The 25,307-nt window shown below is 66.9% G+C and carries 17 protein-coding genes and 2 pseudogenes; 9 read left to right on the forward strand and 10 right to left on the reverse strand.

Features of this window, described 5'->3' with window-relative positions:
* A partial coding sequence (locus tag ACZ7DL_RS38160; protein WP_470781563.1) for a beta-ketoacyl synthase N-terminal-like domain-containing protein occupies positions 1-1,780 on the reverse strand: 1,780 nt, incomplete at its 3' end.
* A gap of 655 nt (positions 1,781-2,435) precedes the next feature.
* Between ACZ7DL_RS38160 and ACZ7DL_RS38165 the strand changes: the two genes are divergently transcribed.
* From ACZ7DL_RS38165 to ACZ7DL_RS38175, 3 genes are all read left to right on the forward strand, one after another.
* On the forward strand, positions 2,436-2,837 hold the full coding sequence (locus tag ACZ7DL_RS38165; protein WP_470781586.1) for an SRPBCC family protein: 402 nt from the start codon (positions 2,436-2,438) through the stop codon (positions 2,835-2,837).
* Positions 2,838-3,065: 228 nt separating this feature from the next.
* Positions 3,066-4,973 carry a TerD family protein gene (locus tag ACZ7DL_RS38170; protein WP_470781564.1) on the forward strand — a complete coding sequence of 636 codons (1,908 nt, stop codon included), beginning with the start codon at positions 3,066-3,068 and terminating at the stop codon, positions 4,971-4,973.
* Between the two features lie 214 nt (positions 4,974-5,187).
* Entirely contained in the window at positions 5,188-7,173 is a 1,986-nt protein-coding gene (locus ACZ7DL_RS38175) for an APC family permease (RefSeq protein WP_470781566.1), read from the forward strand.
* Between the two features lie 689 nt (positions 7,174-7,862).
* Here ACZ7DL_RS38175 and ACZ7DL_RS38180 read toward each other — a convergent pair.
* Positions 7,863-8,201 (reverse strand): MerR family transcriptional regulator, encoded by a 339-nt coding sequence (locus ACZ7DL_RS38180; RefSeq protein WP_470781568.1) that lies wholly within the window; start codon positions 8,199-8,201, stop codon positions 7,863-7,865.
* A 1,357-nt stretch (positions 8,202-9,558) separates the two neighbouring features.
* Here ACZ7DL_RS38180 and ACZ7DL_RS38185 point away from each other — a divergent pair.
* Positions 9,559-9,918: a hypothetical protein gene (locus ACZ7DL_RS38185; RefSeq protein ID WP_470781569.1), complete on the forward strand. Its 360-nt coding sequence runs from the start codon at positions 9,559-9,561 to the stop codon at positions 9,916-9,918.
* Between the two features lie 107 nt (positions 9,919-10,025).
* Here the strand turns inward: ACZ7DL_RS38185 and ACZ7DL_RS38190 are convergent, their stop codons facing one another.
* From ACZ7DL_RS38190 to ACZ7DL_RS38205, 4 genes and pseudogenes are all read right to left on the reverse strand, one after another.
* Positions 10,026-10,334 (reverse strand): SCO5918 family protein, encoded by a 309-nt coding sequence (locus ACZ7DL_RS38190; protein ID WP_470781571.1) that lies wholly within the window; start codon positions 10,332-10,334, stop codon positions 10,026-10,028.
* A 50-nt stretch (positions 10,335-10,384) separates the two neighbouring features.
* Positions 10,385-10,788, reverse strand: a pseudogene (locus tag ACZ7DL_RS38195) (CBS domain-containing protein).
* Positions 10,789-10,834: 46 nt separating this feature from the next.
* On the reverse strand, positions 10,835-12,331 hold the full coding sequence (locus ACZ7DL_RS38200) for a DEAD/DEAH box helicase (protein ID WP_470781572.1): 1,497 nt from the start codon (positions 12,329-12,331) through the stop codon (positions 10,835-10,837).
* 346 nt (positions 12,332-12,677) lie between these two features.
* A complete protein-coding gene (locus ACZ7DL_RS38205; protein WP_344349523.1) occupies positions 12,678-12,881 on the reverse strand; it encodes a cold-shock protein in 204 nt (67 codons plus the stop codon).
* Positions 12,882-14,042: 1,161 nt separating this feature from the next.
* Here ACZ7DL_RS38205 and ACZ7DL_RS38210 point away from each other — a divergent pair.
* Positions 14,043-14,474 carry a hypothetical protein gene (locus ACZ7DL_RS38210; protein WP_470781588.1) on the forward strand — a complete coding sequence of 144 codons (432 nt, stop codon included), beginning with the start codon at positions 14,043-14,045 and terminating at the stop codon, positions 14,472-14,474.
* A pseudogene (locus ACZ7DL_RS38215) lies at positions 14,454-14,602 on the forward strand (transposase); the annotation flags it as partial. The gene ACZ7DL_RS38210 and the pseudogene ACZ7DL_RS38215, both read left to right, overlap by 21 nt.
* A gap of 115 nt (positions 14,603-14,717) precedes the next feature.
* On the opposite strand, the gene ACZ7DL_RS38220 reads toward ACZ7DL_RS38215, so the two are convergent.
* Entirely contained in the window at positions 14,718-15,677 is a 960-nt protein-coding gene (locus ACZ7DL_RS38220) for an expansin EXLX1 family cellulose-binding protein (protein ID WP_470781574.1), read from the reverse strand.
* A 1,390-nt stretch (positions 15,678-17,067) separates the two neighbouring features.
* Between ACZ7DL_RS38220 and ACZ7DL_RS38225 the strand changes: the two genes are divergently transcribed.
* Together ACZ7DL_RS38225 and ACZ7DL_RS38230 are read left to right on the forward strand one after the other, a co-directional pair.
* Entirely contained in the window at positions 17,068-18,984 is a 1,917-nt protein-coding gene (locus ACZ7DL_RS38225; RefSeq protein ID WP_470781576.1) for a hypothetical protein, read from the forward strand.
* A 651-nt stretch (positions 18,985-19,635) separates the two neighbouring features.
* Complete coding sequence (locus tag ACZ7DL_RS38230; protein ID WP_470781578.1) at positions 19,636-20,406, forward strand: transposase; 771 nt, start codon at positions 19,636-19,638, stop codon at positions 20,404-20,406.
* A 118-nt stretch (positions 20,407-20,524) separates the two neighbouring features.
* Here the strand turns inward: ACZ7DL_RS38230 and ACZ7DL_RS38235 are convergent, their stop codons facing one another.
* Together ACZ7DL_RS38235 and ACZ7DL_RS38240 are read right to left on the reverse strand one after the other, a co-directional pair.
* Positions 20,525-22,081: an oxidoreductase gene (locus tag ACZ7DL_RS38235; RefSeq protein WP_470781580.1), complete on the reverse strand. Its 1,557-nt coding sequence runs from the start codon at positions 22,079-22,081 to the stop codon at positions 20,525-20,527.
* A 26-nt stretch (positions 22,082-22,107) separates the two neighbouring features.
* A complete protein-coding gene (locus ACZ7DL_RS38240) occupies positions 22,108-22,824 on the reverse strand; it encodes a hypothetical protein (RefSeq protein WP_470781581.1) in 717 nt (238 codons plus the stop codon).
* A gap of 247 nt (positions 22,825-23,071) precedes the next feature.
* Here ACZ7DL_RS38240 and ACZ7DL_RS38245 point away from each other — a divergent pair, with 247 nt between their 5' ends.
* On the forward strand, positions 23,072-24,010 hold the full coding sequence (locus ACZ7DL_RS38245) for a transposase (protein WP_470781583.1): 939 nt from the start codon (positions 23,072-23,074) through the stop codon (positions 24,008-24,010).
* 123 nt (positions 24,011-24,133) lie between these two features.
* Here ACZ7DL_RS38245 and ACZ7DL_RS38250 read toward each other — a convergent pair whose 3' ends face one another.
* A complete protein-coding gene (locus ACZ7DL_RS38250) occupies positions 24,134-25,012 on the reverse strand; it encodes a GNAT family N-acetyltransferase (RefSeq protein WP_470781584.1) in 879 nt (292 codons plus the stop codon).
* Positions 25,013-25,307: the final 295 nt, after the last annotated feature.

The following is a 25,307-nucleotide window of genomic DNA, read 5'->3' on the forward strand; positions in this document are numbered from 1 at the left end:
CGCTCCAGCTCTCCTCCAGGAAGACCCGCTGCTGCGGGTCCATGAACTCCGCCTCCAGCCCCGACACACCGAAGAACAACGGATCGAACTCGTCGAACCCGTCGAGGAAACTGCCGCGCAGGCCCGCGGCGGCCTCGGCTCCGAGGTACTGGTCCAGCGGCCACCTGGTCACGTCACCGACGAGGTCGGTGCCCGCGGCCAGGTGCTCCCACAGCTCGTCCACGTTCCGGGAACCGGCGAACCGGCCGCTCAGACCGACGATCGCGATGGCATCCAGGTCGTCGTCGGCGGTCCCCGTGCCGAGTCCGATCTGACCTGACGTCACCTCACGTGACGCAACGGGCGTCACCGGCTCCGGCTCCGCGGTCGTCGTCCGGGTCTCGGCTTGCTCCGCTCGCAGCACGACACCCAAGGACGTGACGTACTCGGCGAGTTGCTTCAGCGTGCCGTGCTCGAACAGCACGGTCGTCGCCAGCTCGGTACCCAGCACCGTGTTCACCCGCTGCACGAACTGGATGCCCAGGATCGAGTCCAGGCCGTAGTCACGGAAGGCGATGTCCCCGTTGACGTCGGCCACCGGCATCTTCAGCGCGTCGGCGAGCTCCGCACGCAGCCGGTCGTACACGGTGCCCGCGGTGGCCTCGGAGCCGGCAGCAGGCGGCCGCTCGTTCCGCGTTCCGCCCTCCGCTTCGGCGCCCGTCGGCGCCGACACCGGCGCCGACGGGGCGCCGGGGAAGATGCCGTCGCTCTCCGCCACGACGACCTGGCCACCGAGATGGTGGGACTCCCGGACCGGGAAGAACACCGAGCGGAAACCCGCCTTCTCCAGGACGGTCTGCCAGACCTCAGATTCCAGCGCCGGGCTGCCGGCGATCCGCAGCTCCGGGTCCTCGTGCAGCCACCAGCCCTCCAGCAGGCCGAACGCGGCATGCGTGAGGAGGTTGATACCCGCCATCTCGTTGAGCACGAGGAGGGCGTCCGGCCGCATCAGGGTCTTGACGTTGTCGACCGTGACCCCGATCCGCCGGGTCGCGTGCAGGACGTTGGCCGCGAGCACCAGATCGTAGGAGCCGAGGTCGAAGTCCTGCTCCTCGGGGCTGCGCTCGATGTCGAGCAGCCGGTACGAGAGGTAGGGCGAGTCCGGGCCGTACGTGGCCTCGGCATGCTGGAGGAAGGCGCGGGAGAGGTCGGTGTAGCAGTACTCGGCGATGGCGTGCTGATAGGGCTTCAGCTTGCGGAAGACCTCGACGCTGGTGGACCCGGTGCCCGCACCGACCTCCAACAGGCGCAGTCGTGCCGCGGGATCGGCCGCCAGGCGCTCCTGGACGTAGGCGACGACGACGTCGGTCGTCCACGTGTTGAAGAAGTCCGCGAGCGGATTGCCCTGGTAGACGGCACGGACCTGATCCATCGACCCGCCGGGGAAGATGATGTCCGTGGGGAGCTTCTCACCCTGGAGGACCTCGGGGAGGGAGCGCAGCATGGCCTCGGCGATGACGAGGCGCGGTCGCACGCTGGCGTCGGCGAACCACGTCTCCTTCGTGCGGTCCCACTCCGCCCACATGGCGTCGGCGTCCTCAACCTGGCCGGTGCACTCGCCGTTGGCGTAGCGCACCACACCGAGTTCGTCGAGCATCACGAGGCTGGCCTCCAGCCACCGCGCAACGTGCCGTGCCGGACGGACCCGGGCGGTCACGGCGGAGAAGTCCCCCACGCCGCCCTCGAACCAGCCGACGGCCACCAACTGACGCCACAACAACCTGCCGAGAAGCTCGTCCATAACAGGTTTGGTCCCCTCAAAACCGCGGAGTGCCGCCGATCGCCGATCCGGCCTGAGGGCACGGAGGCATGGCGGTATCCTTGTAAGCAGTCGCTTTCAGGAGCGGACGTCGCTTCGGCGCGGACCCGCCCTTTTAGATGTCGCTGTTGGGCGCGTCAGACCGACGCGCTCACGGAATAGACAGACGACGAAATATGTGCGCCTTCAGGCGCACGGAAAAAGCCGCACAGGCATGGCACATGATTTCTCATGCCCGTTTCGGATGCAGACGTGCAAAACGGGCCCCCCCGATTCAATCCCCCGTCAGGATCCAGCGCGTACCTGGCTCCTCGACCTGATGTTCGCATCATACGCGAGATTCAGCCACGTAGGCGAACACCATCCACAGAGGTCCACTTGCGGCCACGGGCCCGGTGCGGGCGTGGACCGAGGTCAACGGCCGCCGCCGGCAAGGTCATCGCAGGATGACCGGCGCCAACTCCCGCCGTTCAAGGCGGGTTTCACCAGCGGGTACGCGGAAACGGATGGCGGGCGAGGCGCCGGGGGGCATCGGTTAGGGTGACGCAGTATCACCCATCACCCGAGCGCCCGGACCGACCGAAATCGCTCCGATCCTCACCGAACCAGACGGGAGAGAACGGCCATCGCAACCATCATTCAGGACTTCGCGGTCGAAGCCAGTGCCGAGGACGTGTGGGACGCCATCCGGGATGTGGAGGCGGTACACAAGCGCCTCATCCCTGGTTATGTCCTGGACGCCCGTGTGGACGGGGACACCCGGTACCTCACGGTGCCCGGTGACGCGGTCATCCGCGAACTGATCGTCAGCATCGACGACGACCTGCGTCGGCTCGCGTACTCGGCGGTCGAGGGGTTCAAGATTCCGCTCACCCATCACCACGCCTCGTTCCAGGTCATCCCCGAGGGTGCCGACCGCTGCCTGGTCGTCTGGACCACCGACGTCCTGCCGCACGACATGGCCGAGCAGGTACGGCCCCGGGTCGTCCGGGGCTCCCAGGTCATGAAGGAAACGCTGGAGCAGCAGTCGAAGCGCTGACCGTCGCGACCTCACGACCACGCGCCGAAGCGGGCTCCTCCGACCGACCGGAGGAGCCCGCTTCGGCGTTCGAACGCCGTGTCAGCACCGGCGGGTTGGGCCGGATGTGGCTGGACGGGCGCGCCGGTATCGGCGAGACGGCCGACCGCGCCGCCGCAGACCCGGCAAACTCCACGGCGACAACAGCCAGGTTGAAGGAGGGCCGCATATCGGCTCATCCTTGGCGCCATGAGTCTCGCCTCCCCCTCCTTCGACGTGCCCGCCATGGGCCACTACGCCTACGACTGGGCCCTGGTCGATGTGGAGACCTCGGGGCTCATAGCCCGGCGCGACCGGGTACTGTCCGTTGCGGTGATCACGATCGGTCCTGACGGTGAGCAGACCGGAAGATTTTCGACACTGCTCGATCCGGGGTGCGACCCGGGACCAGTGGAGGTGCACGGGCTCACCGCCGAGCGGCTGCGGGGTGCACCGACCTTCGACCAAGTCGCCGGGCGGATCGGAGCGATGCTCCAGGACCGGGTCTTGGTAGCCCACAACGCCCAATTCGATTATGACTTCCTGGCCTACGAGTTCGCCCGCGCACGGATGTGGCTGCCGGTGTCGCAGCGACTGTGCACCCTGACTCTGAACCGCCAGGTGGATCCGCCTACGGACGACATGAAGCTCGGCACCCTCGCCGCCCACTACGGCGTCCCCCAGCAGCGCGCTCACGATGCGCTGGACGACACCCAGGTACTTGCCGGAATCCTGCGGGCGTCGCTGCGCGAGGCCGCTCGGCTCGATCTGCCCTTGCCACTGGTGACCTGCCCGCCGCGGGCAGAAGCCCAGTTCACGCCGAAGCCGCCGAAGACTCCCTGTGCCTACCGCAATCCGGGACGCCTGACTCCCGGTGGCCCGCTCCAGCAGGGGATGAAGGTCGCGATCACAGGTGCGACCGCCCACGCCCGGGCGGAGCTGGTGGGGCGCGCGGTCGCCGCCGGACTGAACATGATGACCTCCGTCAGCCGGCACACCAGCGTGCTGGTCACCAACGAACCAGCGTCCGAGTCGACAAAGGCCCGACGTGCACTCGCCGAAGGCGTGCCGACCATCGACGAGCAGACCTTCCTACGGTTGCTGGCCGACGTACGGCCGGGGACAACGCATGAGGCGACGGCCGTCAGGGGCACCCGGGTGACTGATCCGAAGACGGAACAGGTCGTCCCCGCGGAGCCGGGGTCCACCACGACGTCTGCCGGACGCACCTCGGAAGCAGCGGCCCTCCCCACCGTCTCCCCCGGCGTGTCAGTCCCTGTTCCGCGCCCATCGCGGTCCTCCGGCAGCACCTTGGACAAGCCCCTGGCGGGACGTCGGGTGCTGGTGCTCGGTGGTGCCCATGCCGATGCCGCGGCAGCTCGTACCCGGGTCATCGAACTGGGCGGGTCCGCGGCGGTCAACCTGTCCGCCAGCGTCACCGACGTCGTGCTCCTGACGGGAGGGGAGGGCGACCGGCGCATGAGGCGCATCACCGCCCTCGGACTCCCCTCGCATGACGTGCACTGGCTCGACTCTCCGACCGCAACGGACCGGAACGCGGTGGCTCTCCGGCCTCAGGAGCCGCACGTGATGCCGAGGGGCGGTGTCATCGACCTGCCCATGCCGCACGGCAAACCCGCGCCGGAGTGGTACGTCACCGCCGGCTGGGCCCCGCAGTCCGACTGCGAGATCGACGTCGTCGCCTTCCTCCTCGACGGGGACGAACAGGTCACCTTCGACGAGGACTTCATCTTCTACGGAGCCCCGGAGAGCCCCGCCGGGACGGCGCGCCTGCTGACCGGAGGCCCTGCCGAACAGACCATCGCCCTCGACCTGGCATCCCTGCCACCCGCGACGCGGAAGATCGTCGTCGCGGCGGCCATCGACGGCGCCGCCACCTTCGGGGCGGTCGGCGCGATCCAGGTCGGTGCGGCCCCCGGCAGTAGCGGGGCACCTCTCGCCCGGGCCACCTTGGACGCCGGCACCACCGAACGCACGATGCTGCTCGCGGAGATCTACCGCAGGGGTCCGGTCTGGCGCCTACGCGCCGTCGGCCAGGGCTACGACCACGGTCTTGACGCCCTCGCACGTGGATACGGGGTCGACATCGCCGACTGAACGACGGCGCCGGATGCGGAGGTCTGTGCCGTCCCCTGGATGTCCACGCCGCCGCCCCAGAGCCGCGGGGAGCAAGGCGGAGGCGCGGGCAGCCGCATGTGTCTCGACCCGGTGGGCAGTGGCAGTACCCGGAAGGCCCATACTCGGTGATCGTCGTCTCTGCGGTCGCAGTGACGGCCGGACCGTAGGACAGGCAGGAAGGTTGTTGGGGGACATGCAGAACGCCAATGAGAGAGCAGCGCTGCCGGAAGTGGTGGAAAGTCCTGCCCTGCTGCCGCAGCCGAGCAGCGGGGTGGCCCGGTGGTTGCTTCGTCATCGCGTGCAGCCGGTCGGCCCGGCAGCGGGCGAGAGTCACGGCGAGCAGCACGCCTGGTGGAAGGTGATGTGCCTGACCGGCGTCGATTACTTCTCCAGCCTGGCGTACGTGCCGGCGATCGCCGCGCTCGCGGCCGGGGCGGCCTCACCCCTGGCGACGCTGTTGATCGTGGCGCTGACCCTGCTGGGGATGCTGCCGATGTACCGGCGGGTGGCCAAGGCGAGCCCGCGCGGTGCCGGGTCCGTGGCGATGCTGGAGGACCTGCTGCCGTTCTGGTGGGGCAAGCTCTTCGTGCTGGTCCTGCTCGGCTTCGTGGCCACGTCGTGGCTCATCACCATCACCTTGTCCACCGCGGACGCCTCCGTCCACGTGATGGAGAACCCCTTCTTCCCCGCCGCGCTGCACGGTCACGAGGTGGCTCTCACGGTGGTGCTGTTGCTGATCCTGGGAGGGGTGTTCCTGCTCGGGTTCAGCGAAGCGGTCAGCGTGGCCATCCCGTTGGTGGCCCTCTTCCTGGCGCTCAACGCGATGGTCATCGCTGTCGGCCTGGTGGATGTGTTCACCACGCCGGGGGCGTTCTCGGCATGGACGGACGCGCTCGTCGAGGGCGGAGGCGGCTTCGGCGACCTGATAAGTCCCGCGCTCCTGGCGTTCCCGCTGCTGGTCCTGGGACTGTCGGGCTTCGAGACCGGAGTGAGCATGATGCCCCTCATCTCCGCCGAGGGCGCCGACGACGAAGAGCGGTTGCGCTCGCGGATCCGTAACACCCGCAGGCTCCTTTCCACCGCCGCGCTCGTCATGAGTGTCTACCTGCTCTCCTCAAGCTTCGTGACCACCGTGCTGATTCCGCACAAGGAGTTCGAGGCCGGTGGTGGCGCCAATGGCCGGGCCCTTGCCTGGCTGGCCCACGAACGTGTCGGGGAAGCATTCGGAACGGTCTACGACATCAGCACCATCCTGATTCTGTGGTTCGCCGGCGCGTCCGCCATGGCAGGGCTGATCAACATCGTGCCCCGGTACCTGCCCGACTACGGCATGGCCCCCGAATGGGGACGCGCGGTACGGCCCGTCGTCCTCGTGTACACCGCCTTGTGCGTCCTCATCACCCTCGCCTTCGACGCCGACGTCGACGCCCAGGCCGGCGCCTACGCCACCGGGATCCTGGCCATGATGGTCTCCGGGGCCTTCGCCGTCACCACCGCCGCCGCACGCCATGGCCGGCGGCCGGCGGCAGCCGCGTTCGGACTGCTGACCCTGATCCTTCTCTATGCCCTGGTGTACAACATCGTCGACAAGCCCGACGGCATCGCCATCTCCGCCTGTTTCATCGCCGGCATCATCCTCGTGTCGCTGATATCCCGTGTCTCCCGGACCACCGAGCTGCGCGCGGACCGCATCGTCTTCGACGAGGCCGCCCGCCGGTTCATCACCGACACCCTCGCCCACGACAACGCCATCAACATCATCGCCAACCGGCGCGAAGCCGGTGACAGCGCCGAGTACAGCGCCAAGGAACGCGAACAGCGCGGCACCAACCCCGTGCCCGGCCCGGCCGACATCCTCTTCCTGGAGATCGATGTGGTCGATCCCTCCGACTTCAGCGAAACCCTCACCGTGCACGGCGTCGAAGTCGACAGCTACCGCATCCTGCGCGCCGAGGCACCAGCTGCCCCGAACGCCATAGCCGCCATCCTGCTCGCCCTGCGCGATGCCACCGGAGTACGGCCGCACTGCTACTTCGCCTGGGCCGAAGGCAGTCCGCTGAAGCACATGTTCCGCTACTTCCTGCTCGGCCGCGGCGACACCGCACCCGTCACACGCGAAATCATCCGCAGCAACGAGCCCGACCCCGAAAAGCGTCCCGGCATCCACGTCGGGAGCTGACAACCCCTCAGAGGTAGCAGCCCGGATCGACGGTGCCCGCACGATCCGCCTTCGCCCCGGGGCCCCGGCCCGGCAGGTCGGCGGGACACCGTGCCCCCAGTGGCCCCACGGCCCCGGCCTCGGACGCTCCCGAAGCGGCCCGAACAGCAAAACAACGAGGCCGACTACGCGGGCCTTGCCACGGCGATCGCGGGGATGGCCGCGAGCAAGCCGCTGCCCGCGTCGCCCCCCTCGATAGCGCCGCTGCCTCCGGCCACCCCGGTCTTCTGCTCGGACTGGCACCTGCCCGTGCGCGACTACGAGGAGTACGCCTCGCTCGTCGCCATGATGAACATGACCGCGCCTGACCTGCCTTACCTGCTGCCGATCCACATGGCGGCGGCGTGTCTGGGCGCGCAGCCTTCACCGCGCACTACATCGCCATCTCCCTCGCCGCCTACTGAGCACAACAGCAGGCCGCGCTCGCGGCCCCGTCAGCGACTGCGGCCGTATGGGGGATGCCCTGGAGGAGAGGCGGCGCCCGGGCAGCGAGCCCGGCAGCCGCCTCACCCGCTGTGACGGCGCCGCGACCGGGGGCCGGAGGCGAGCGAAACGCCAGTGGGGCCGTTCGGACACGAGGATCATCCCCGCGCGCCACCGCCCGGCATGCGCGGGTGTACGGCCCGCCGATACCGGCGGGCCCGCTCCTCTCAGGCTGCGGCCGATGAACTCGACGATCCGCCGGCGCGGCGGTATTCGGCGTTGATCCGCTGGGCTTCTTCGAGCTGGTCTTCGAGGATGATGATCCGGCATGCGGCCTCGATCGGGGTGCCCTGGTCGACGAGCTCACGCGCGCGGGCCGCGATGCGCAGTTGGTAGCGGGAGTAGCGGCGGTGTCCGCCCTTGGAGCGCAGTGGTGTGATCAGTCGCGCTTCGCCGATGGCGCGGAGGAAGCCGGGAGTGGTGCCGAGCAACTCGGCGGCCCGGCCCATCGTGTAGGCGGGGTAGTCGTCGTCGTCGAGACGGCTCAGCGACTCGTCTGCTGTCATCTCACCTCTCTGTAGAACGCGTGGAGGGGCCTTGGTGCCGTACGGCACCAAGGCCCCGAAGGAACTGCAACACCATCTGCCGGCCCTAGTGCTGCGCCGGCCTTCTGTTTCCGCACAGCCGCCCGATACTGCGGCGGGGGTGCGTGGATCGCGGATGCGTGACCGGAGACCACCTACCTATCGATGTCCTGCGGTACCCGGGCTCGCGTCTTCTGCCCGGGCGATCCTGATGGCGCTCGACTCCTCCGTTCTTCCCTCTGAACCAATCACCTGCAACAGGGACTGCGTACTGCGTGTACTGCTGATACCGCGAACTGCTGGTGGCTTTGTACAGCGCCACGCTCCGGCAGCCGGCCCCGTCGCCCGTCCTGCGTCTGTTCCGGCTTGGAACCTCACTGCCGAACTCCCCGGCACGCGCGTCCGCAGCCCGACGCCTTCACCGAGGGCACTACTCAATACAGCACTGCTGGTACTGCAACCGCGTCAACTGCGGTCCTGCTCACGGCGGCCCCTCGTCACTTCGGGCCACCCGGTCCGGTCGTCAGTCCCGTCGCCGTCGTGCAACAACCTGGCTTCGAAACTCCACCACCGCACCGTCATACGGAGACTGCGGTCCGGCAGTTCGTGTCTGCCGGACCCTGATCGATCTCGACTACGAGAGAAACCATAATCATGCGGACGCCGAATGTCTACTCCCGCGAGTACAGATTTGCTGCGGCTCGACGATGAGGTCGCCCTCGGAGCAGATCCGCGAATGCTGGGGGCCGTCCGCAGCGCAGGTCCGACGCAAGGATGAGACCCAGAGCCGCCCACCGAGCTTCCCGTGACGCCGCCGACCGGCGCGTCACGCCGACCGCGATTCTCAGTCCCCTCCGGCGAGCACGGTGGCTCCGGCGGGTCGGCGGGCGCGGCACAGGGCCGAATGGGGCGAGGGCCGGGCATGAACGATCCGGAGACCAGAGTGACCCTGATGAACACGATGTCCGCCAACGCCACGGCGGTCCGTCCCACCGCGGCCATTGCCGACGCACGCGATACCGCACAAGCCTTCATCGAAGACCTGCGGCAGCCGAACGGCAGCCGACCGCTGCCCCGGAGGAGCCGCGAACACCGCGGTCCTGACCGTGTCCGGGCTCGTCACCGACGCCCTGCACCACGGCGAGGTCACCTGCACACGGGAACTGACAGCCCACCCGTTCACCATCAAAGTGGCTGTCCACGCCCCTGGCTCGCAGCCGCCGCGCATGCGCACCCCCTGACCTGCACTGCGGCACCAGGGGAGCCGTGTGCGCCCGTCTCGCCCGGTAGCGCCACCGCCCAAGCCGCCCGGACGGGCCGGTGCATAGAATCCGATCCCATGCCGAAACCTGACGAGCTGATCGTTGACATCGCCGCCCTTGTGGAGTCCGGACAGAGCAGTCAGATGTCCCTGACCGTGGTCACCGGTGGTGCTGTCATCACCGGTCGGCTGGCTCCAGAAGCCATGTGGAGGCAGAGGGTGTCGGACGTGCTGACGGACTCCGCCGACCTGGGCGAGTTCTCCGCCGTCTTCGACACCCCTGCGAAGAAGGACGGGCCGCCCACGCATCTGCACTTCCATGTCGCCCGGATCCTGCAGGGTACGGTGGGGATCCCGGAGACGGGCGGGATGTACCGCGTTGCGATCGAGGACGTCAGCGCCTGGACCGTGGGCGACTTCAGCTACTCCGACCGCTGACCCACCGCCGCGCCGAGAGCGGCACGGCACGCAGTGAGGGCCCTACCGGCGCGCGCCGGTAGGGCCCTCACTGCTGTTCTGATGTCGGCGCGCGCCCGTCGCGTCGGTCAGACGGACAGGGGGGTGCCGAGCATGGCGGAAGCCCGCTGCAACGGGCTTTCGACGCGGGCGGGTGCGGGCTCGGGGAGGGTGCGGCAGGTGAAACCGAGGCGGGCCATGGCCCTCAGGACTTCGGCGGCACTGAAATCGCGGCGGTCCTGGCGGGTGATGACCTGGCCGACCTGCTTGACCGGGTAGTGGCGTCGTCCGATGATCACGGACTCACCGGTGACCGGTTCGGGCTTGATGCCCTTCATCGATTCCAGCACTCCGCTCTTGGTCAGGTCGAACGGGAAGCGGGCGATGACACAGCGCATGATGCCTCACAGAGAGAAGGAGAGAGGGGGCCGACCTCCGCCGAAGCCTTTCAGCGGAAGAGGGCGAGGACGCTCAGAGCGTTGCCGTGTTCGTCGACCAGGGGCGGGGCCCCGAGCCGGCGGCAGCGCAGCGCACGCTCGCTTCGGCTCTCGTGGTCAGCGGTGAAGCGAAGGGCCCGATGACGTCGGCGATGTCACGCAGGCGGATCCGGTCGCTGTATCCGGAGCCGTCACGAACGGCCGTGAGCCGGGCCCGGGTGACCAGGCCGGTGCACAGCCCGTCCTCGTCGCAGACGACCAGATGACCTGTGCGGGCGGCGGCCATCACGGACAGTGCCACCTCCACGGTCATGTCCCCCCAGACCTGCGGTCCGGCCGCGTCCATGGTGTCGGCCACCGTGCCGTGCGCGGGGTGGGCGCTCGCCGGGCAAAACTGCGTCTGGTCCAGCGTCAAAGGGTGCCTCCTGCGGAGTTGGGCCGGCTTCCTGACCACGAAGGTTCTATGCCGCCGCACCAGCGGTGGACTGCCGTACCGGCGCGCGGCGAGCCGCCGAGACGGGGCGGCGTCGGCCGCGTGAGGTGGCGCCGCGCTTCTTGGGGCGTTCGACCACCGGTGCGGTGATGACGACCGGGATGCCGGAGGGCGTTTGGGCGCCGGTGATGCGGTGCAGGGCTTCTTCGCCGGTGCGGACCTGGGTGGTCTGCGGGACGATGCCGGCCGCTGCCATGAGGCGGGTCATGTCGCGGCGCTGGTTGGGGGTGACCAGGGTGACGACGCTGCCGGACTCTCCTGCGCGGGCCGTACGGCCGCCGCGATGGAGGTAGTCCTTGTGGTCGGTAGGCGGGTCGACGTTGACGACGAGGTCGAGGTTGTCGACGTGGATGCCACGCGCCGCGACATTGGTCGCCACCAGCACGTTGACGTGGCCGGTCTTGAACTGCGCCAGCGTGCGGGTGCGCTGCGGCTGCGACTTCCCGCCGTGCAGGGCGGCGGCCCGTACCCCGCTGTTCAGAAGGTGCTCGGTGAGGCCGTCGACGGCGTGCTTGGTGTCGAGGAACATGATCACGCGACCGTCGCGGGCGGCGATCTGGGTGGTTGCCGTGTGCTTGTCGGCGCCGTGAACGTGCAGCACGTGGTGTTCCATCGTCGTGACCGCGCCGGCCGAGGGGTCGACGGAGTGCACGACGGGGTCGGTGAGGTAGCGGCGCACGAGCAGGTCGACGTTGCGGTCGAGAGTGGCGGAGAACAGCATGCGCTGGCCCTCGGGGCGGACCTGGTCGAGAAGGGCGGTGACCTGCGGCATGAAGCCCATGTCGGCCATCTGGTCGGCCTCGTCGAGAACGGTGACGGCAACCTGGTTCAGCCGGCAGTCGCCGCGGTCGATGAGGTCCTTGAGGCGCCCCGGCGTGGCGACGACGACCTCGGCGCCACCGCGCAGCGCGCTAGCCTGCCTGCCGATCGACATCCCGCCCACCACCGTGGCCAGCCGCAGTCGCACAGATCGGGCGTACGGGGCAAGCGCGTCGGTGACCTGCTGCGCCAGCTCACGCGTGGGTACGAGAATCAGCCCCAGCGGCTGCCCGGCCTCGGCGCGCTGCCCGGCCGTACGGGCCAGCAGCGCCAGCCCGAAGGCGAGGGTCTTGCCGGAGCCGGTGCGGCCACGGCCGAGGACGTCCCGGCCGGCGAGGGAGTTCGGCAGGGTCGCGGCCTGGATCGGGAACGGCACGCTCACGCCTTGCGAACCGAGCGCGGCCAGCAGTGCCCCGGGCATCTCGAGATCGGCGAAGCCCTCCGCGGCGGGAAGCGCGGGTGTGATCGTCTTGGGCAGCGCGAACTCCCCCTGGACCACGGCGGGCCGACGGCCGTAACCACGGGAACGGCTCGGCCCACCGGACCGGCTCGTGGCCGACGAACCGAATCGGCTGCCACCCCTTCCGGAGTCGGCACTGCCGTTACGGGTGCGGCGGAAACGGTCGTTCGTGCGTGTGCGGTCCATGCGGAACCTTCCTCGATGCGGCACATATCAAGGAATTCCCGCAGCGATGAGCAGCACGGAGAATTGCAAGAATGGGCCGGTGGAACATGAAAGCGAATCCGGCCGGCAGAGAATACGTGCGGGCACAGGCGCTAACATGAGTGACGCGAAGTGGATGCAACGTTCGGACGTCCACCGCGATGAAGCTATAAAGGGTTGCGTGCACCCCCGAAGGGTGCTTCGTATGCGGTGAGCCTACGGGTTTCCGGATTGTCGTCCACGGGGGAAACCACTGCGGGAAACGCGAACAGCTGGGGCCCGCACCCCAAAGGATGCGGGCCCCAGCTACAAAGTGCGCGCGTGAGCGTCAGGCGAGAACGATGTTCTCGGCCGTCGGGCCCTTCTGGCCCTGCGCGATGTCGAAGCTCACCTTCTGGCCCTCAAGCAGCTCACGGAAGCCCTGGGCGGCGATGTTCGAGTAGTGGGCGAACACGTCAGCGCCGCCACCGTCCTGCTCGATGAAGCCGAAGCCCTTTTCCGCGTTGAACCACTTCACGGTACCAGCAGCCATGTCATTTCTCCTTTGGGGCAGTGCATCGGGGTCCGCACTGCACGGACACCATGTCGCCGCGATGATCACCCCGCCCGGAAAAAGACCGGATATGCAAAAGCACTCAGCGGGACAGAAACCGGCCGGAGAGCATTTGAAGTTCGGGAACCACAACTGCAACTGAGATCGACAGTAGCACGCCGCAGCGGCCGGTGTGCGACGAAGAATCCCATTCTGCTTATTGCGGCAAAGAATCTGTCTGCCTGTTCCGTTGAAATCTCAGGTCGCGAGTACAGATATTGGTATACCCGCGCCACGTCTACGGCCCGATGTGTCTGGTCAACAAGGCAACCCTCACCACGCCCCACTGCTGACGAGCCCCCGGTCACCAGCTCGCCCCCTCACCTGTCGCTCTGGGCGCCTGCTCCGTCCGCGTACGGGGGCCGAACCCGGACCTCCTCGGGCAGGGGTGAGTGGGCGCCGGTGCTTGAGGGAGCACCGGCGCCCACGGCTGTCGTGCCCCTGACAGAGGGGTGCACCGTCGCATGGCCCGCCCGCTCGTTTCAGAGCCGGCTCCGGCGGACCGCTTCAGCCCGGCATGCAGCAGGTGGAGCAGGACACGGTCGGCCCCGCTGAGGTCGGGATGGTCCTCCGTCTCCTGCGCCTCGCTGCCGAACACGGGCGTGGCGCGCTGCTGCCGGTGCGTCCCCGGGTCCCGCATTGCCGTGATCGCGAGGGAGAGGCGTTTCTCTCGTGACGCTAAAGCCGCCACCCACTTTCCGTACGTCGCACGGTTCACTGAATGAGGGTGCACCGGCCGCTGATACGACTTTCCTGGCAGGAAACAGAGGCCGTGGTGCCCAGGGGTGCCGAGCTCCGGCACCTCGACTTGGCCCCTCGACACCGATCCCTGTTCGCGTGCCCGTACCAGGGCTGACACACTGAATCTGTGCTTCCACTGATGGCAGCTACTGATCAGATGACGTCCTCACTGTTGTCTGGTGGCGCCACTGTCTCGGTCTGCGCGTTGTGCTTCACGGTCGCCTCCTTCTGGTGGATCAACGCCAGGCAGGGTCACCTGGAGTCGTGGGAACCTCATTCCTTCGCGGTGATGGTCCACCCCTCCGAGCTTGCCTGCGGCTTCCGCTTGTTCTGCCCAACACCGGGGCCAAGCCGACAGTCGTGCAGGATCTCATGCTCAGCTTCCCTGATGAGCCCGCCTCTCATCTGCCGCTCCTGTGGAAGTCCTCACCGTCTCGTCTCGAACCCATGCCGGACGAGGAACCGAAGTTGCCGGCAGGATTCGCCGTGGCCGGCAGAGAAGCGCAACAGCTCTTCATCGAGTTCGAGGCACCGTTTTCGGGATTCGTTGCGGAGCCCCGTAACTACAAGGTCCAGCTTCGAGCGAGGGTGGGCCATCGCAAGGGGTGGCGCCAGGTTCTGACGTTCACCCTGAGGGCCGCCAACATCATTGATCCCAACCGGTACACCGTCTACAGCAACTCACCTATTGAACTGGCGAAAGAGGACCGGCGGAAGGCCGACGATGCCCTCCTGGAACTGCTTAGTGAACGGTCAGTTCGACCGGAGCTCCTGGATGCCACCGACTGCTAGGCCCGGGTGAATCACCGGATCGTCTCCCAGGCCGTGGTCATCGCCACCGGATCTCCGCCACCGGACACCGCGAGATCCTCGGGCTGAGGGTCGGTGACAGCGCCTGCACCACCGTGTGGCACACGTTCACCCTCCCGGAGCCCACCTGATTCCTCCACGCCGACGGCGGGTCCCGGCGGTGGCACAACAGTGTGGCCGCTCCTCCGAGCGTTCCGTTCGGCGGAGTCACTGTTCGTGGCGTGGTCAGTGCCGTGCAAACTGGACCGCCGTCGGCTGCACGGCTTCCGGCCGCAAGGCGATCCCGTTGATGGTCAGCTGTTCTCCGTAGATGTCGGTGAGCCTGATCGCGCCGCCGCACCCGCTGCCGTCGGGAGAGAGGAAGTAGTTGTAGTCGGTGCGGGCCAGTTGACGCCAGCCGCCGCCGGTGCGGACCTCCAGCCGAGCGAGCGGGTTGCGATGGCCGATCGCCTGAATGCCGCACCAGTAGGCGCTGGACCCGTTCTTGTAGCGGATCGAGATCGTGCCCGACGTGTCGGGGCTCGACAGGCTCCAGGTGATCGCGATACGGCCCGTCGAGATGGGGGCCAGTCTGGCGAAGGCCTGTTCGCTGAGGTCGAGTTGCCCTGGTGCACAGGGCAGAGGGCATTCGTTGGTGATCCGGACCGTGACGGAGTTGCCGTTCGCCGCGCGGACGAGCACGTATGCCCCGCAGGCCTTGGACGTCTCGTAGTCGGTGGTGTTCATCGCCGCGATCATCATGTCGTCGCTCGGGCCGTACGAGCAGGCGCCGTCCCCGGTCCCGGCCTTGTAGACGGTGGCGACCCCCTGGTAGGTGCCCTCGGGTCGGATCCGGCCGGCCGGGGATGACGTGGCAGGAGCCGTCCGCGGGGAGGCCGATGACGGCGCCGCCGACGGGGTCGGGGAAGCCTTCGCGGCCTTGGCGTCGGCCGACGGGGAGGCGGAGACTGCGGACGGGGAAGGTGTAGGTGTAGGGGACTTCTTCCCCGGCGATGCCGGCGGGTGAGTCTCCTGGGAGTTGGCGACGGCCGTGGCCGGGGCGCGCCCGGCATCCTCCTTGCGGTCGGATTGCATCGTCATGACCAGGCAGACGAGAAGACCTGTGACGACCAGCCCCGCGCTGGTGCCCACCATCAGCCGGCGTCTGTGCCTGCGCTGCCGCGCGGCCTGGCGTGTCTCTTGCATGTTCATCCGTTCGGAAGAGCGTTTCGGTGTTGCACTGCTCAGTGGGCGCAGGCGGCGATAAGGTTGCCGCCGAATTTTCGGTCGGGTCGGGTCGGGTCCCGGGGCATGAGCGCCGGACGGAGCGCTGGGCACGGTCTCGGTGGCGTCCATCCCGCTCGGCCGGCAGCGCGTGGCAGGGGTGTTCAACACCAGTGGTGGGTCCCTCAGCCGGGTGAAAGCAGCCGCCCAATCCCGACGCAGCACAGCCGTTCGCCCAGCTCGGCGGTCGCCGGCTCCAGAGTCCGCCGACGGCAAGCGGGCGGTGACGCTGGGCCGGCCCAGGACGACCGGCTCGGTCTCCCTCCGAGGCCGAGGTCGTCGACACCAAGGACATCAACGTCACCCGGACGTGGGTCAACGCCTACCGCACAACGAGGGGACCTGAACAAAGTTTCCGGCTCGCGGCAACCCTTTGCGGAGCCTGCGACCACAAGGAGTCGGATCCGGCCTGTTCCGGCGGCTGGAATCCGCGTTTCCTCTGGTGTACGTCGCCTACCTCGGCGAGCGGGTCGCCGAGGTAGGCCCCCTCCAGCCCAGCACGGGGCGTGGGCGTGCGGGGTCGGCAGACCGAAGACAGCGTTGTCGAGCCGGTAGTCCTCGGTGCAGCAGTGTGCGGCACTGGCCGGCGGGCGATCGGCTTCCCAGGCTGTCCGCCAATTCGCCGAAGCCCTTCCCCTTCCACAAGCACACTCACGGCAAGCAACTCACGGTCACGGCACCAGAACTGTCACCGACTCCAACACGCCTCAGCTTCATGCAGGGTCAGGCGACGGCTGCTCTCCGATCGGCCCCAGATTGCCGAGTTCAACACAGCGTAGTCAGCACCAAGTCGGCACGGGAGAGGTGGAGGCGGGTGATGACGTGCGCTTTTAGTCAGCACCAAACCAGCACGGGAGTCAGCACCACACCATCGAATCACCCCGAACTACGCGTCCCGGACAGTACTCGTTTCGACTACCTCCAAGCCCCTGAACCGCCCTTCCGTGAGCCGGCATGGTGGCCGCACGCATAGGCAAACCTCGAACTATGGCGCCCCACCACATGTGCGCCTGACCCCGTTCCCGATGCCTCGTCGGGAGCGTTAGAGGCCGATGCCTCCTTGGACGCCTCGTAGCGATGGGCAGCCCGCTCGGCCGCCTGCTGCAGCACCTTCCGTCCAGCCCGCGACGGCACTGAGCGCGGGATCCGAAGCCAGACGCCCCATTTCAAAGCCACGAAGACGGTAACGGGGGGCGCAGGGGCAGACACGGTAGGGCCTCACATCCGATGTGAATGACACGTCCGCCCACGAACAGTGCTGTGGCGGGACTCGGTGGTCGGGGTCAGGCTGGAGGTATCAGGCAGTTGCTGTGTGTCCACGGGTGAGAAAGCAATGGACTGGGAAAAAGTTCAGCACGAGGAGATCAACAGTGCGATCTCCGATGTACTGACTGATCCGGAAATCCTTTCCGGGATGAATGAGGCCGGAGTTTCGGCCGAGGAGATGAGGAAGGAGATTCAGAGGCGAAGGGGAGACCTGGAAGCGGCCTACTCAGCCGAGTTCACTCGCCTCAAGAATCTCGATCAACGTTTTGAGGACATGCGTCGAAAGTACGCCGAAGCGTCTTGGTGGAGGAGCCCCTGGAAAATTGTCAAGTTCCTGCTCTCGCTCGGTGCGACCGTGTTCGCTCTGGCGAGTCTCTCCTACCTTCTCGGAGCCCGGGGAACTGCGGGGATAACCTCTGGGGTGCTCATCTCCCTTGCCGTGATCGCCATTGCAGTTCCCTCTAGTCGCAACAAGATCCTTCGTCGGCAACGCGAGCGGCCCCAGCCGGCTGAGCGCGCGGTACTGGAGGGTAACGTTGATGCCGCATGGGCAGAGTGGCGTTCAGTGCTCCGAATGCGGGCCGTTGCCGGACTGCTTCGCGAGGAGATCAACCGCCGGAAGCCGTCCTATTCCCTGACTCTTGACATCAGCGATCCCAAAGGCTTGGCGGAACTCGACGATCCACAGTTTCTAATCTCCGTGCCGGCCGCACGCGAAATCGATCAGTTGATCTGTACGATGCCCGGCGGCAGTATTGGCATATCCGGACCGCGTGGCGTAGGGAAGACCACGCTGCTGCGGCACTTCTGCTCGAAGGAACACGCCCCGCTCGCGGAGTCCAGGACTGAAAAGCCACCGGTTCGCGTTCTGATTCCGGCGCCGGTGAAATATGACGCCCGGGAGTTTGTCCTGTTGCTGTTTTCCAAGGTGTGCAGTGCGGTCGCGCCCGATGAAGTTCTTTCGGTTGCGGGTCGCCGCGATGAGGACGAAGTCGTCTCAAAACAGAGACTTCTTGATCTTGTAGTACTGTCCGTCCTCGCTTTCGCAGGTGCCTGGGGACTGCTCCTGCTGATCGGTTCTCTCAGCGGATGGAAGCTGCATGCCAACCTCACTCCAGCCGTAACTCTGCTCATTTTTTCTTGCATCGGGTCACTGTTTTGGGTTACTTACCGTGGCAGGCATCGGCGGGTGCCGGACGAGTTCGACGAGATCGAGACGGTTCACGGCAAAGATGCGGCCGAGGCTGCTGCTCTGCTGCATGGGCTGGCGTACCAGCAGTCGGTCTCACGTTCCTGGTCTGCGGGAGTAAAAATCCCGGTAGGGCTGGAGGCGGGGGTGGCTGCGAATGCCACGATGACCGAAAAACCCATGGGGTTCCCGGAAATCGTGACACGGTTGAACGATTTCCTCAGAAAGTTGGCGACAAGCAGGAAGGTGTTCATCGGGATCGATGAACTTGACAAGATCGACTCGGATGATCAAGTCTATCAGTTCATTAATGACATAAAAGGCATCTTTGGGCGCGAGGACTGCTTCTATCTGATATCAATCTCAGACAACGCAATGAGCTCCTTTGAGCGGCGCGGGCTCCCCGTTCGTGATGCGTTCGACTCTTCCTTGGACACGGTGGTAGACGGCATCCGGCCGAGCTATCCATGTCGCGAATTCTCATGCGTCGCCGCGTCATCGGGATGCCTGAGGCTTTCCTCTGTCTGTGTCACGTCATTTCCGGCGGGCTGCCACGAGACCTCATTCGGGCAACACGTGAACTGGTCTCACTCGCTCGGAATAAGCAGGAGTCGGATCGCACCCTGGAGGCACTTACCCGAGCCCTGGTCAATAAAGACGTTGAGCGGAAGATCCACGCAGTGGAGGTCGCCGCGCAGCGAATCGACTTTGAGCCGGACGTCGGAATGTTCATCTGCACACTTCACGAGGTCCTGCACGATTCGCCGTCCTTGACCTCCGAATCATTGCTGTGCGCCCTGGACCGCGTTACGGACAGAATTTCTGCGGCAACGGATGATGGTGAGATTGTTCGGTCCACTCACGGAGAGCTGAATCGTCTGCGCTTGGAGACAGCTGCCTACATGTACTTCTGCTCTACGCTGATCGGGGTATTTGACAATTCCCTGCGGCGGACCGCAGTGGAGCGCCTTTGCAGCGAATCCGGCGACGGCTGCCTCGCGAGGCTGGCGCGGGTCCGCTCCGACTTTTCCGTCAACCCAAGGCTGGCATGGGTGAGGATTTCGGCGTTCCGGAAAGCGCACGGCCTTGCGGTCAAGCCCTATCCAGTGCCGGTACAGGCTATGGCTCGCGGAAGCCCAGGTGCACAGTGAGCCTTTTTCAGCGTGGTCACCGATCGGATGAGGGCCTCGGTCACCGCAACGCACGAGGCTCCGAATCCTCGTCTCGCTCCCTGATCCGCAAAAAAACGCCCTTTCAGGTCCGTCCATACCATGTTGACGGACCCGAAAACGCTCACCAGGTACTTTTCCGAGGCGGCAGCGACCATCGGGTTCCATAATTCCCTGCTACAGAAATTGGCCTCTGCCCTGCGAAAACGCCATTTGGCTGTCCCGTAACTGCCGTTACTGATGAGATGATCTTGCCGTGTCTGGTGTGATCACGGCGTCGGAGCCCTCCTGGATAGCCCCGTTCACCGGGCTGAGCTCGCGTCAGTTCGGCAAACTGGTCACCGCCCTGCGACGGGAAGGGGCGGACCCGGTCCGCAAGGGCCGGCCCTGGAGCCTGCCGCTGGAAGGCCGGGTCCTCCTGGTCACCGTGTACTGGCGGACCAACCTCACCCTGCGCCAACCGGCCCCGTTGTTCGGGGTGTCGAAGTCGGCCGCGGACCGCATCATCGATCACCTCGGACCGACGCTCGCTCTGCAGCAGCGCAAGCGGTTCCGCAAGGACACCGTGCTCATCGTGGACGGCACCCTGGTCCCCACCCGCGACCACCAGGTGGCCGAGCAGTCGAAGAACTACCGGTACTCCACCAACCACCAGGTGGTAATCGACGCCGACACCCGGCTCGTCGTCGCCGTCGGCCGGCTACTGCCCGGCAACCGCAACGACTGCAAGGCGTGGGAGTTGTCCGGCGCCAAGGACGTCGTCGGCCGCACCACCGTCATCGCCGACGGCGGCTATCGCGGCACCGACCTGGTCATCCCACATCGCCGCGAGCGCGGCCAGTCCGAACTGCCGGCCTGGAAAGAGGAGCACAACTCCTCCCACCGCAAGATCCGCGCCCGCGTCGAGCACGTCTTCGCCCGCATGAAGAACTGGAAGATCCTGCGCGACTGCCGCCTGAAAGGCGACGGCGTCTACCACGCCATGCTCGGCGTCGCCCGCCTGCACAACCTCACCCTCGCCGGGTGACGGGTAAACGGGCAGGCCAACCAGCATGGCGTAGATCATTTACGGTACAGCTGCCCGCTCTGGGTGATGGCCGGACCGCCGACAGACGGCCCACGCCGAGGCATCTAAGGGACGGCCCTCAATTCTTCTGCAGTGTGCGGGTCACACCCGCGATGACGGCTGTCGTCAGCACCCATCCCAAGGCGATCAGCAGGTAAGCAAGCGACTGGAGACCGTTGTCCGTCCAGTACCAGGCGGTGCGCTGCCCCAGACCACCGATGGGGATCAAGAGGTCAAGCGTATAGACGAGGGGCTGGAACGGAGCGCCCTCGCCCGGCTTCACCGGGACCGGGGAGTGGGTGCGGAAGGCGATCGTGCCCAACAGCGCCAGTACCAGAAGCCAGACGCCAGCCAGCCATGGACGGTACCCGTAGCCGACAGTCACGTCGAGCAGTTGCCCCCAGGCGCGCGCGACCGGGGGCAGTGTACGACGCCGGTGACGCTGCTTGGCCAGGAGCACCCGGCGGGCGTCGTCGTCGTGGCCGGCCTTGCGGTACCAGGTCGCCAACTGCTCGTACGGCTGAGGACTGTAGCCCGGGCTGCGCCGTATCCACTCCACACGACGGGCCACGGAGTCCCGCCGCCCCACCGCCTCACGTCGCTCACCCATGTCGTTCACCTTGATGGAGCCGTAGACGAAGCCGTCCAGCTCCACCGCCTCCGGCCAGCTGTGCTCGTTGTCATGGAGATAGGACACCTGCGCGCCCCGCAGGTCCACCGTGCCGGTCGGTATCCGGGCAAGGGTGAAGTCGAAGTCGACGGCCTGCAACAGCATGCCGACCAGGGCCTGGCCATCACTGTCGGGCGGTCCGTTCAAAAGGGCTCCCTCGAAGGTCAGGTTGTCCGACACTTTGGCACCGCGCAGTCGTACGGTTCCATCAGCAGTGAACCCCTGGGAGAAGTCGAGCGTCGACGCCACCACGTTGTCCAGGGACAAGGCCACCCCGGTCGGGCCGGGCCGTTGCAGGTGCGCGCCCTCCATGAACAATCCACCCGACAGGTGAGCTCCCATCAGCCGTACTTCGCCCCGCGCCACGAATCCGTTTCTGCAGAAGACACCCCCTTCCGTGACCAGGCCGCCAGCGGACACGGCCCGCCCCTGCGAGGCGTTGATCTCGGCCCCGCTGAGGATCACACCGCCGGTCACACGGGCGTGCATGAGCGACAAGGCGGCCTCGCGACGATGGGAGGCCGGGGCGGAACCCTCTTCCACGAGGGTGCGCCGCAGATTGAGACGCCCTTCGATGCGGGTTGATCCGGCTTCGATGCCGGGCACTCGGCTGCCCACGATCGAGATCTCCCCGGTCGATGCGCCGTAGAGGTCCAGACCTTCCTCGAACCAGCAGTCCTCAAGCAAGAGCGGATGGTCGATCTGCGCCCCGGCCAGGTTGAGGTGGCCAGAAACCCGCGCGCCGACGAGGCTCAGGCAGGCTACAGCGCGTGGCTGAGCGGTGTGCGCGCCCAGGAGCAGGGCAGTGATCACGGCTGCCCGGACTGTGCGTTCAGGTCCCCACTGCCCACCTCCGTCAACGTGATCGCCCTCGGGCGTCCCCGTACGCAGGTCCACACGGCGTCCCTCGGGAAACGCCTCCCAGAGTTCGCGCTCCGACAGAGTCAGCTCATCAGATGAGAACACTCGTGCAGGATAGTGATCTTCCGCCTTCAGCTGCTTCGCGGAGTCGAATCCTCAACCGCGTCCAACAGCGCGAGCAGCGGCCCGTTCTCAGGGCGGGCACGCGGATCCCATGCCGTAACAAGGTCTGTCAGTGCGTCCGTGTAGTGCCTGATGGCCTTGGTGATGCCCTGCCTGGTGTAGGGGGCCGGCGCCGACCCGAGTACGGTCGCCCACGCATCCCACTGGGTCCCACCGAAACGGTGGTGGTTCGTTCCCGCGTCCCGGTCGCGGAGAAGCATGGCGGCGACAAGGACGTGCCTGGCGAGCTGCAGGGTCAGGTGCCCGCCGATCAGGATGTCATCGCGCGCCGCCTTGACGGCCGCCAGAACTGCGTCGAACCGGAAATCGTTGATCAGCTCCTTCATGGCGCTGTTCTCGCCCGTTGCAGCCGCCTCGGATGGGGGACCTGCACCCGGGCCCGTGGGAACCACCGTCGTGATGTCGATCCGGCGCAGATCCACCAGCACCATCCGCAGCGTGTAGCGTCGCGAGTCGCCGCTGCGTTGCGATGCGAACAGCGGCACGACGAGGGAACCGATCCGCTCGGCGAAGGCTTCGGCCACCGCCACCGGCTCCGGAGTATCGATCAGAACGTCAAGATCGGACCACTGGTCGATGCCAGCGCCGTCGCCCTTGCTGGAACCATGCGGATGCAGCCCATGAATACGAGCGTCCTCGGCGGCAAGGTCGCCCAGCTGTCGCATGAGGTCTGATTGCCAGCCAACGGGAGGTAGCCCACCTCTCACACCGGTCGTCACGACAGACATCATCGCACTCGCCTGACGTGAGACCGGCTCGTTCCAGATCGTCCCTTCCCGCGCCATCTCACCCTTACTGGGTGACGGTGAAGCACAGGTTATCCGGACCCCATAGATCACTTACGGGACAGCCCTTACGACCTCGTGCACGGTTGGCCGTGGCTCGGCGCACAGGTAGATCGTTGAGCTGAGCATGGTGGGGGTGGTTGGGGCGCGCGAGTTGATCGTGGCGGAGTACCGGGTCCCTGGGCTGTCGGCGACGGTGATCGCTGAACTCGTCGCTGAGGTAGGGCCGTTGTGGCACGAACGGCATCAGGCACGCCTGGCGGCTCGGCCGCGGCGACGGGCCGTAGGAGCCGGGGCGAAACACAAGTTCGTCTTCGTCGACCGACTGCTGGCCACATGGGTGAGTCTGCGCCATGGCATCACTCATGACGTGCTGGCCTGCTGGTTCGGCGTGGACCGCTCAACTATCACGCGCGCCATCGGCGACGTGCGGCCCCTGCTCGCGCAGCGGGGATGCACGGTCGCGCCGGACGTTCGGCTGCGTACTCTCGCCGAGGTCGTCGAGTACCTGGGCGTCGATGGTCGGACCGGGATCATCGACGGCACAGAGATTCGTGTGCGACGCCCGGCCGCCGGCCGCAAGGACCGGGACAAATTCATCTCCGGAAAGACCGAACAGAACGCCGTGAAGTCCATGGTCCTCACGGACGCCGAGGGGCGTGTGCTGTTCTGCAGCCCGATCCGGCCGGGCAGCTGCGCTGACATCACCCAGGCGCGACAGCTGGAACTGGCCCAGCTTCTGGCCGACGGCCCGTTCATGGAGATTCTCGCGGATGCCGGCTACCAGGGGATGGGCGCGCAGACAGGCGGACGCGTGGTGACACCACCACATCGCAAGTTCAAGAAGAACGCTCCCGCTTGGTACGAGGAGCGGCACGAACTACAGCGCAAGGCGCACTCCTCACGGCGCATCCGCGTCGAGCACGGCATCGCCCACCTGAAAAACTGGCGGTCTCTCGCCCGCCACCATGGCCGACGCGAACACATGAGTGACATCGTGCAAGCCGTCGTCGGTCTGCTCTCACACCAGCAGACCGCCGCCCTCGACCACGCCCTTCGAGCGTGACCACCGACAGCGCCACACCCCTCGACGTGCCACGGCCAACCGTGCACGAGGTCGTAGGGCCTGTTGTGAAAATGCCGACGGGCCGGACGAGGTGATGCCCAGGTCCGGCCCGTCCGCTCGTCTCTACAGGTCGAGCTGATACTGCAGTGTCGTGTGCGTGGGCAGGTAGCCGAGGCTGTCGCTGATGTGTCTCATGTGCGTGTTGCTGTCGGCGGTGTCGGTCAGGAGGCCGCCGAGGTCCGGGTAGTGCCCGTGGGCTTGGCGGATCGACTCGGCCTTCATCCAGCGGCCGAGGCCGTGTCCGCGGTGCTCAGGCAGCACGCCGGTGCCGTAGTGCTGGGCATCACCTGTGCCGCCGCCGGGCACGACGAGTTCCGTGAACCCGGCGATCGAGCCGTTGGAGGTGTCGATGGCGACGACGGTGTGCAGGTGGTCGCCGCGCTGTTCGACGGCCTTCGCCGCAGCCCGGACCCGGTCCACATCCCAGGTCGTGGTGCCGTGGTCGGTGTCCTCCATGGGCATGTCGTCCATGGCGCGACGTGAGTCGGCGAAGGTCTGGGCGAGATCGTCGGGGACGGTTCCCTGCCAGGACGCCAGCCGGTAGCCGGAATGCGGACGCTCGATGATCTCTGCCAGGGAGGGGATGTCCACATCGGCCAGGGGCAGACGGGAGTACCTCAGGGTGAGGACCTTGCGGAAGCCGCGGGCCGGCAGGAAGTGGTCGCCGGGCGATCCGGCCCCGGCCTGCGCTACGACGCAGCGCCGGGTGTTGTCCCGGGCGGCGGCCACGGCAGTGTCGAGTAGCCGGGAGCCGACGCCCTTGCGGCGCTCCACGGGATGGACGTGGAGGGTCAGTTCGGCCAGGTGCTCTTGTCCGCCATCGAACAGGCGCAGAAACGCCGTCCCGACAGGGTTGGCATCGGCGTCGGACGCCAGCCATGCAAGGCGTCGGCTGTGCGCCCCGTGAGCGGGGTCGGTCAGTGGGGTGATGCGGAGCGACAAGGTGTCTCCGTCGTGAGGAGGTGGCAAAGGTCAGTACGCGGGCTCAACTGCTGGGCACTCCTGCGCATGTGCTCCACACCTCCTCGTCGACAGTGCCGGTCCGGATCAACATGGACGGCTGGGAGAACGTAGCTGGTCTATCGGCTCCTCGGCAAAGGGTTAACTGAAGGCTGCTGCGGCCGCGGGGTCACAGCCACTCATTGATGGCTGCGACCAGCACGGTTGCTTCGTAGCGGACGGCGGGTTTGATGCCCCTATGGATGTCAACCGGCGGGGACTGGTGCCGGGGCTTGCT

This window comes from Streptomyces sp. NPDC036984 (assembly GCF_055607665.1).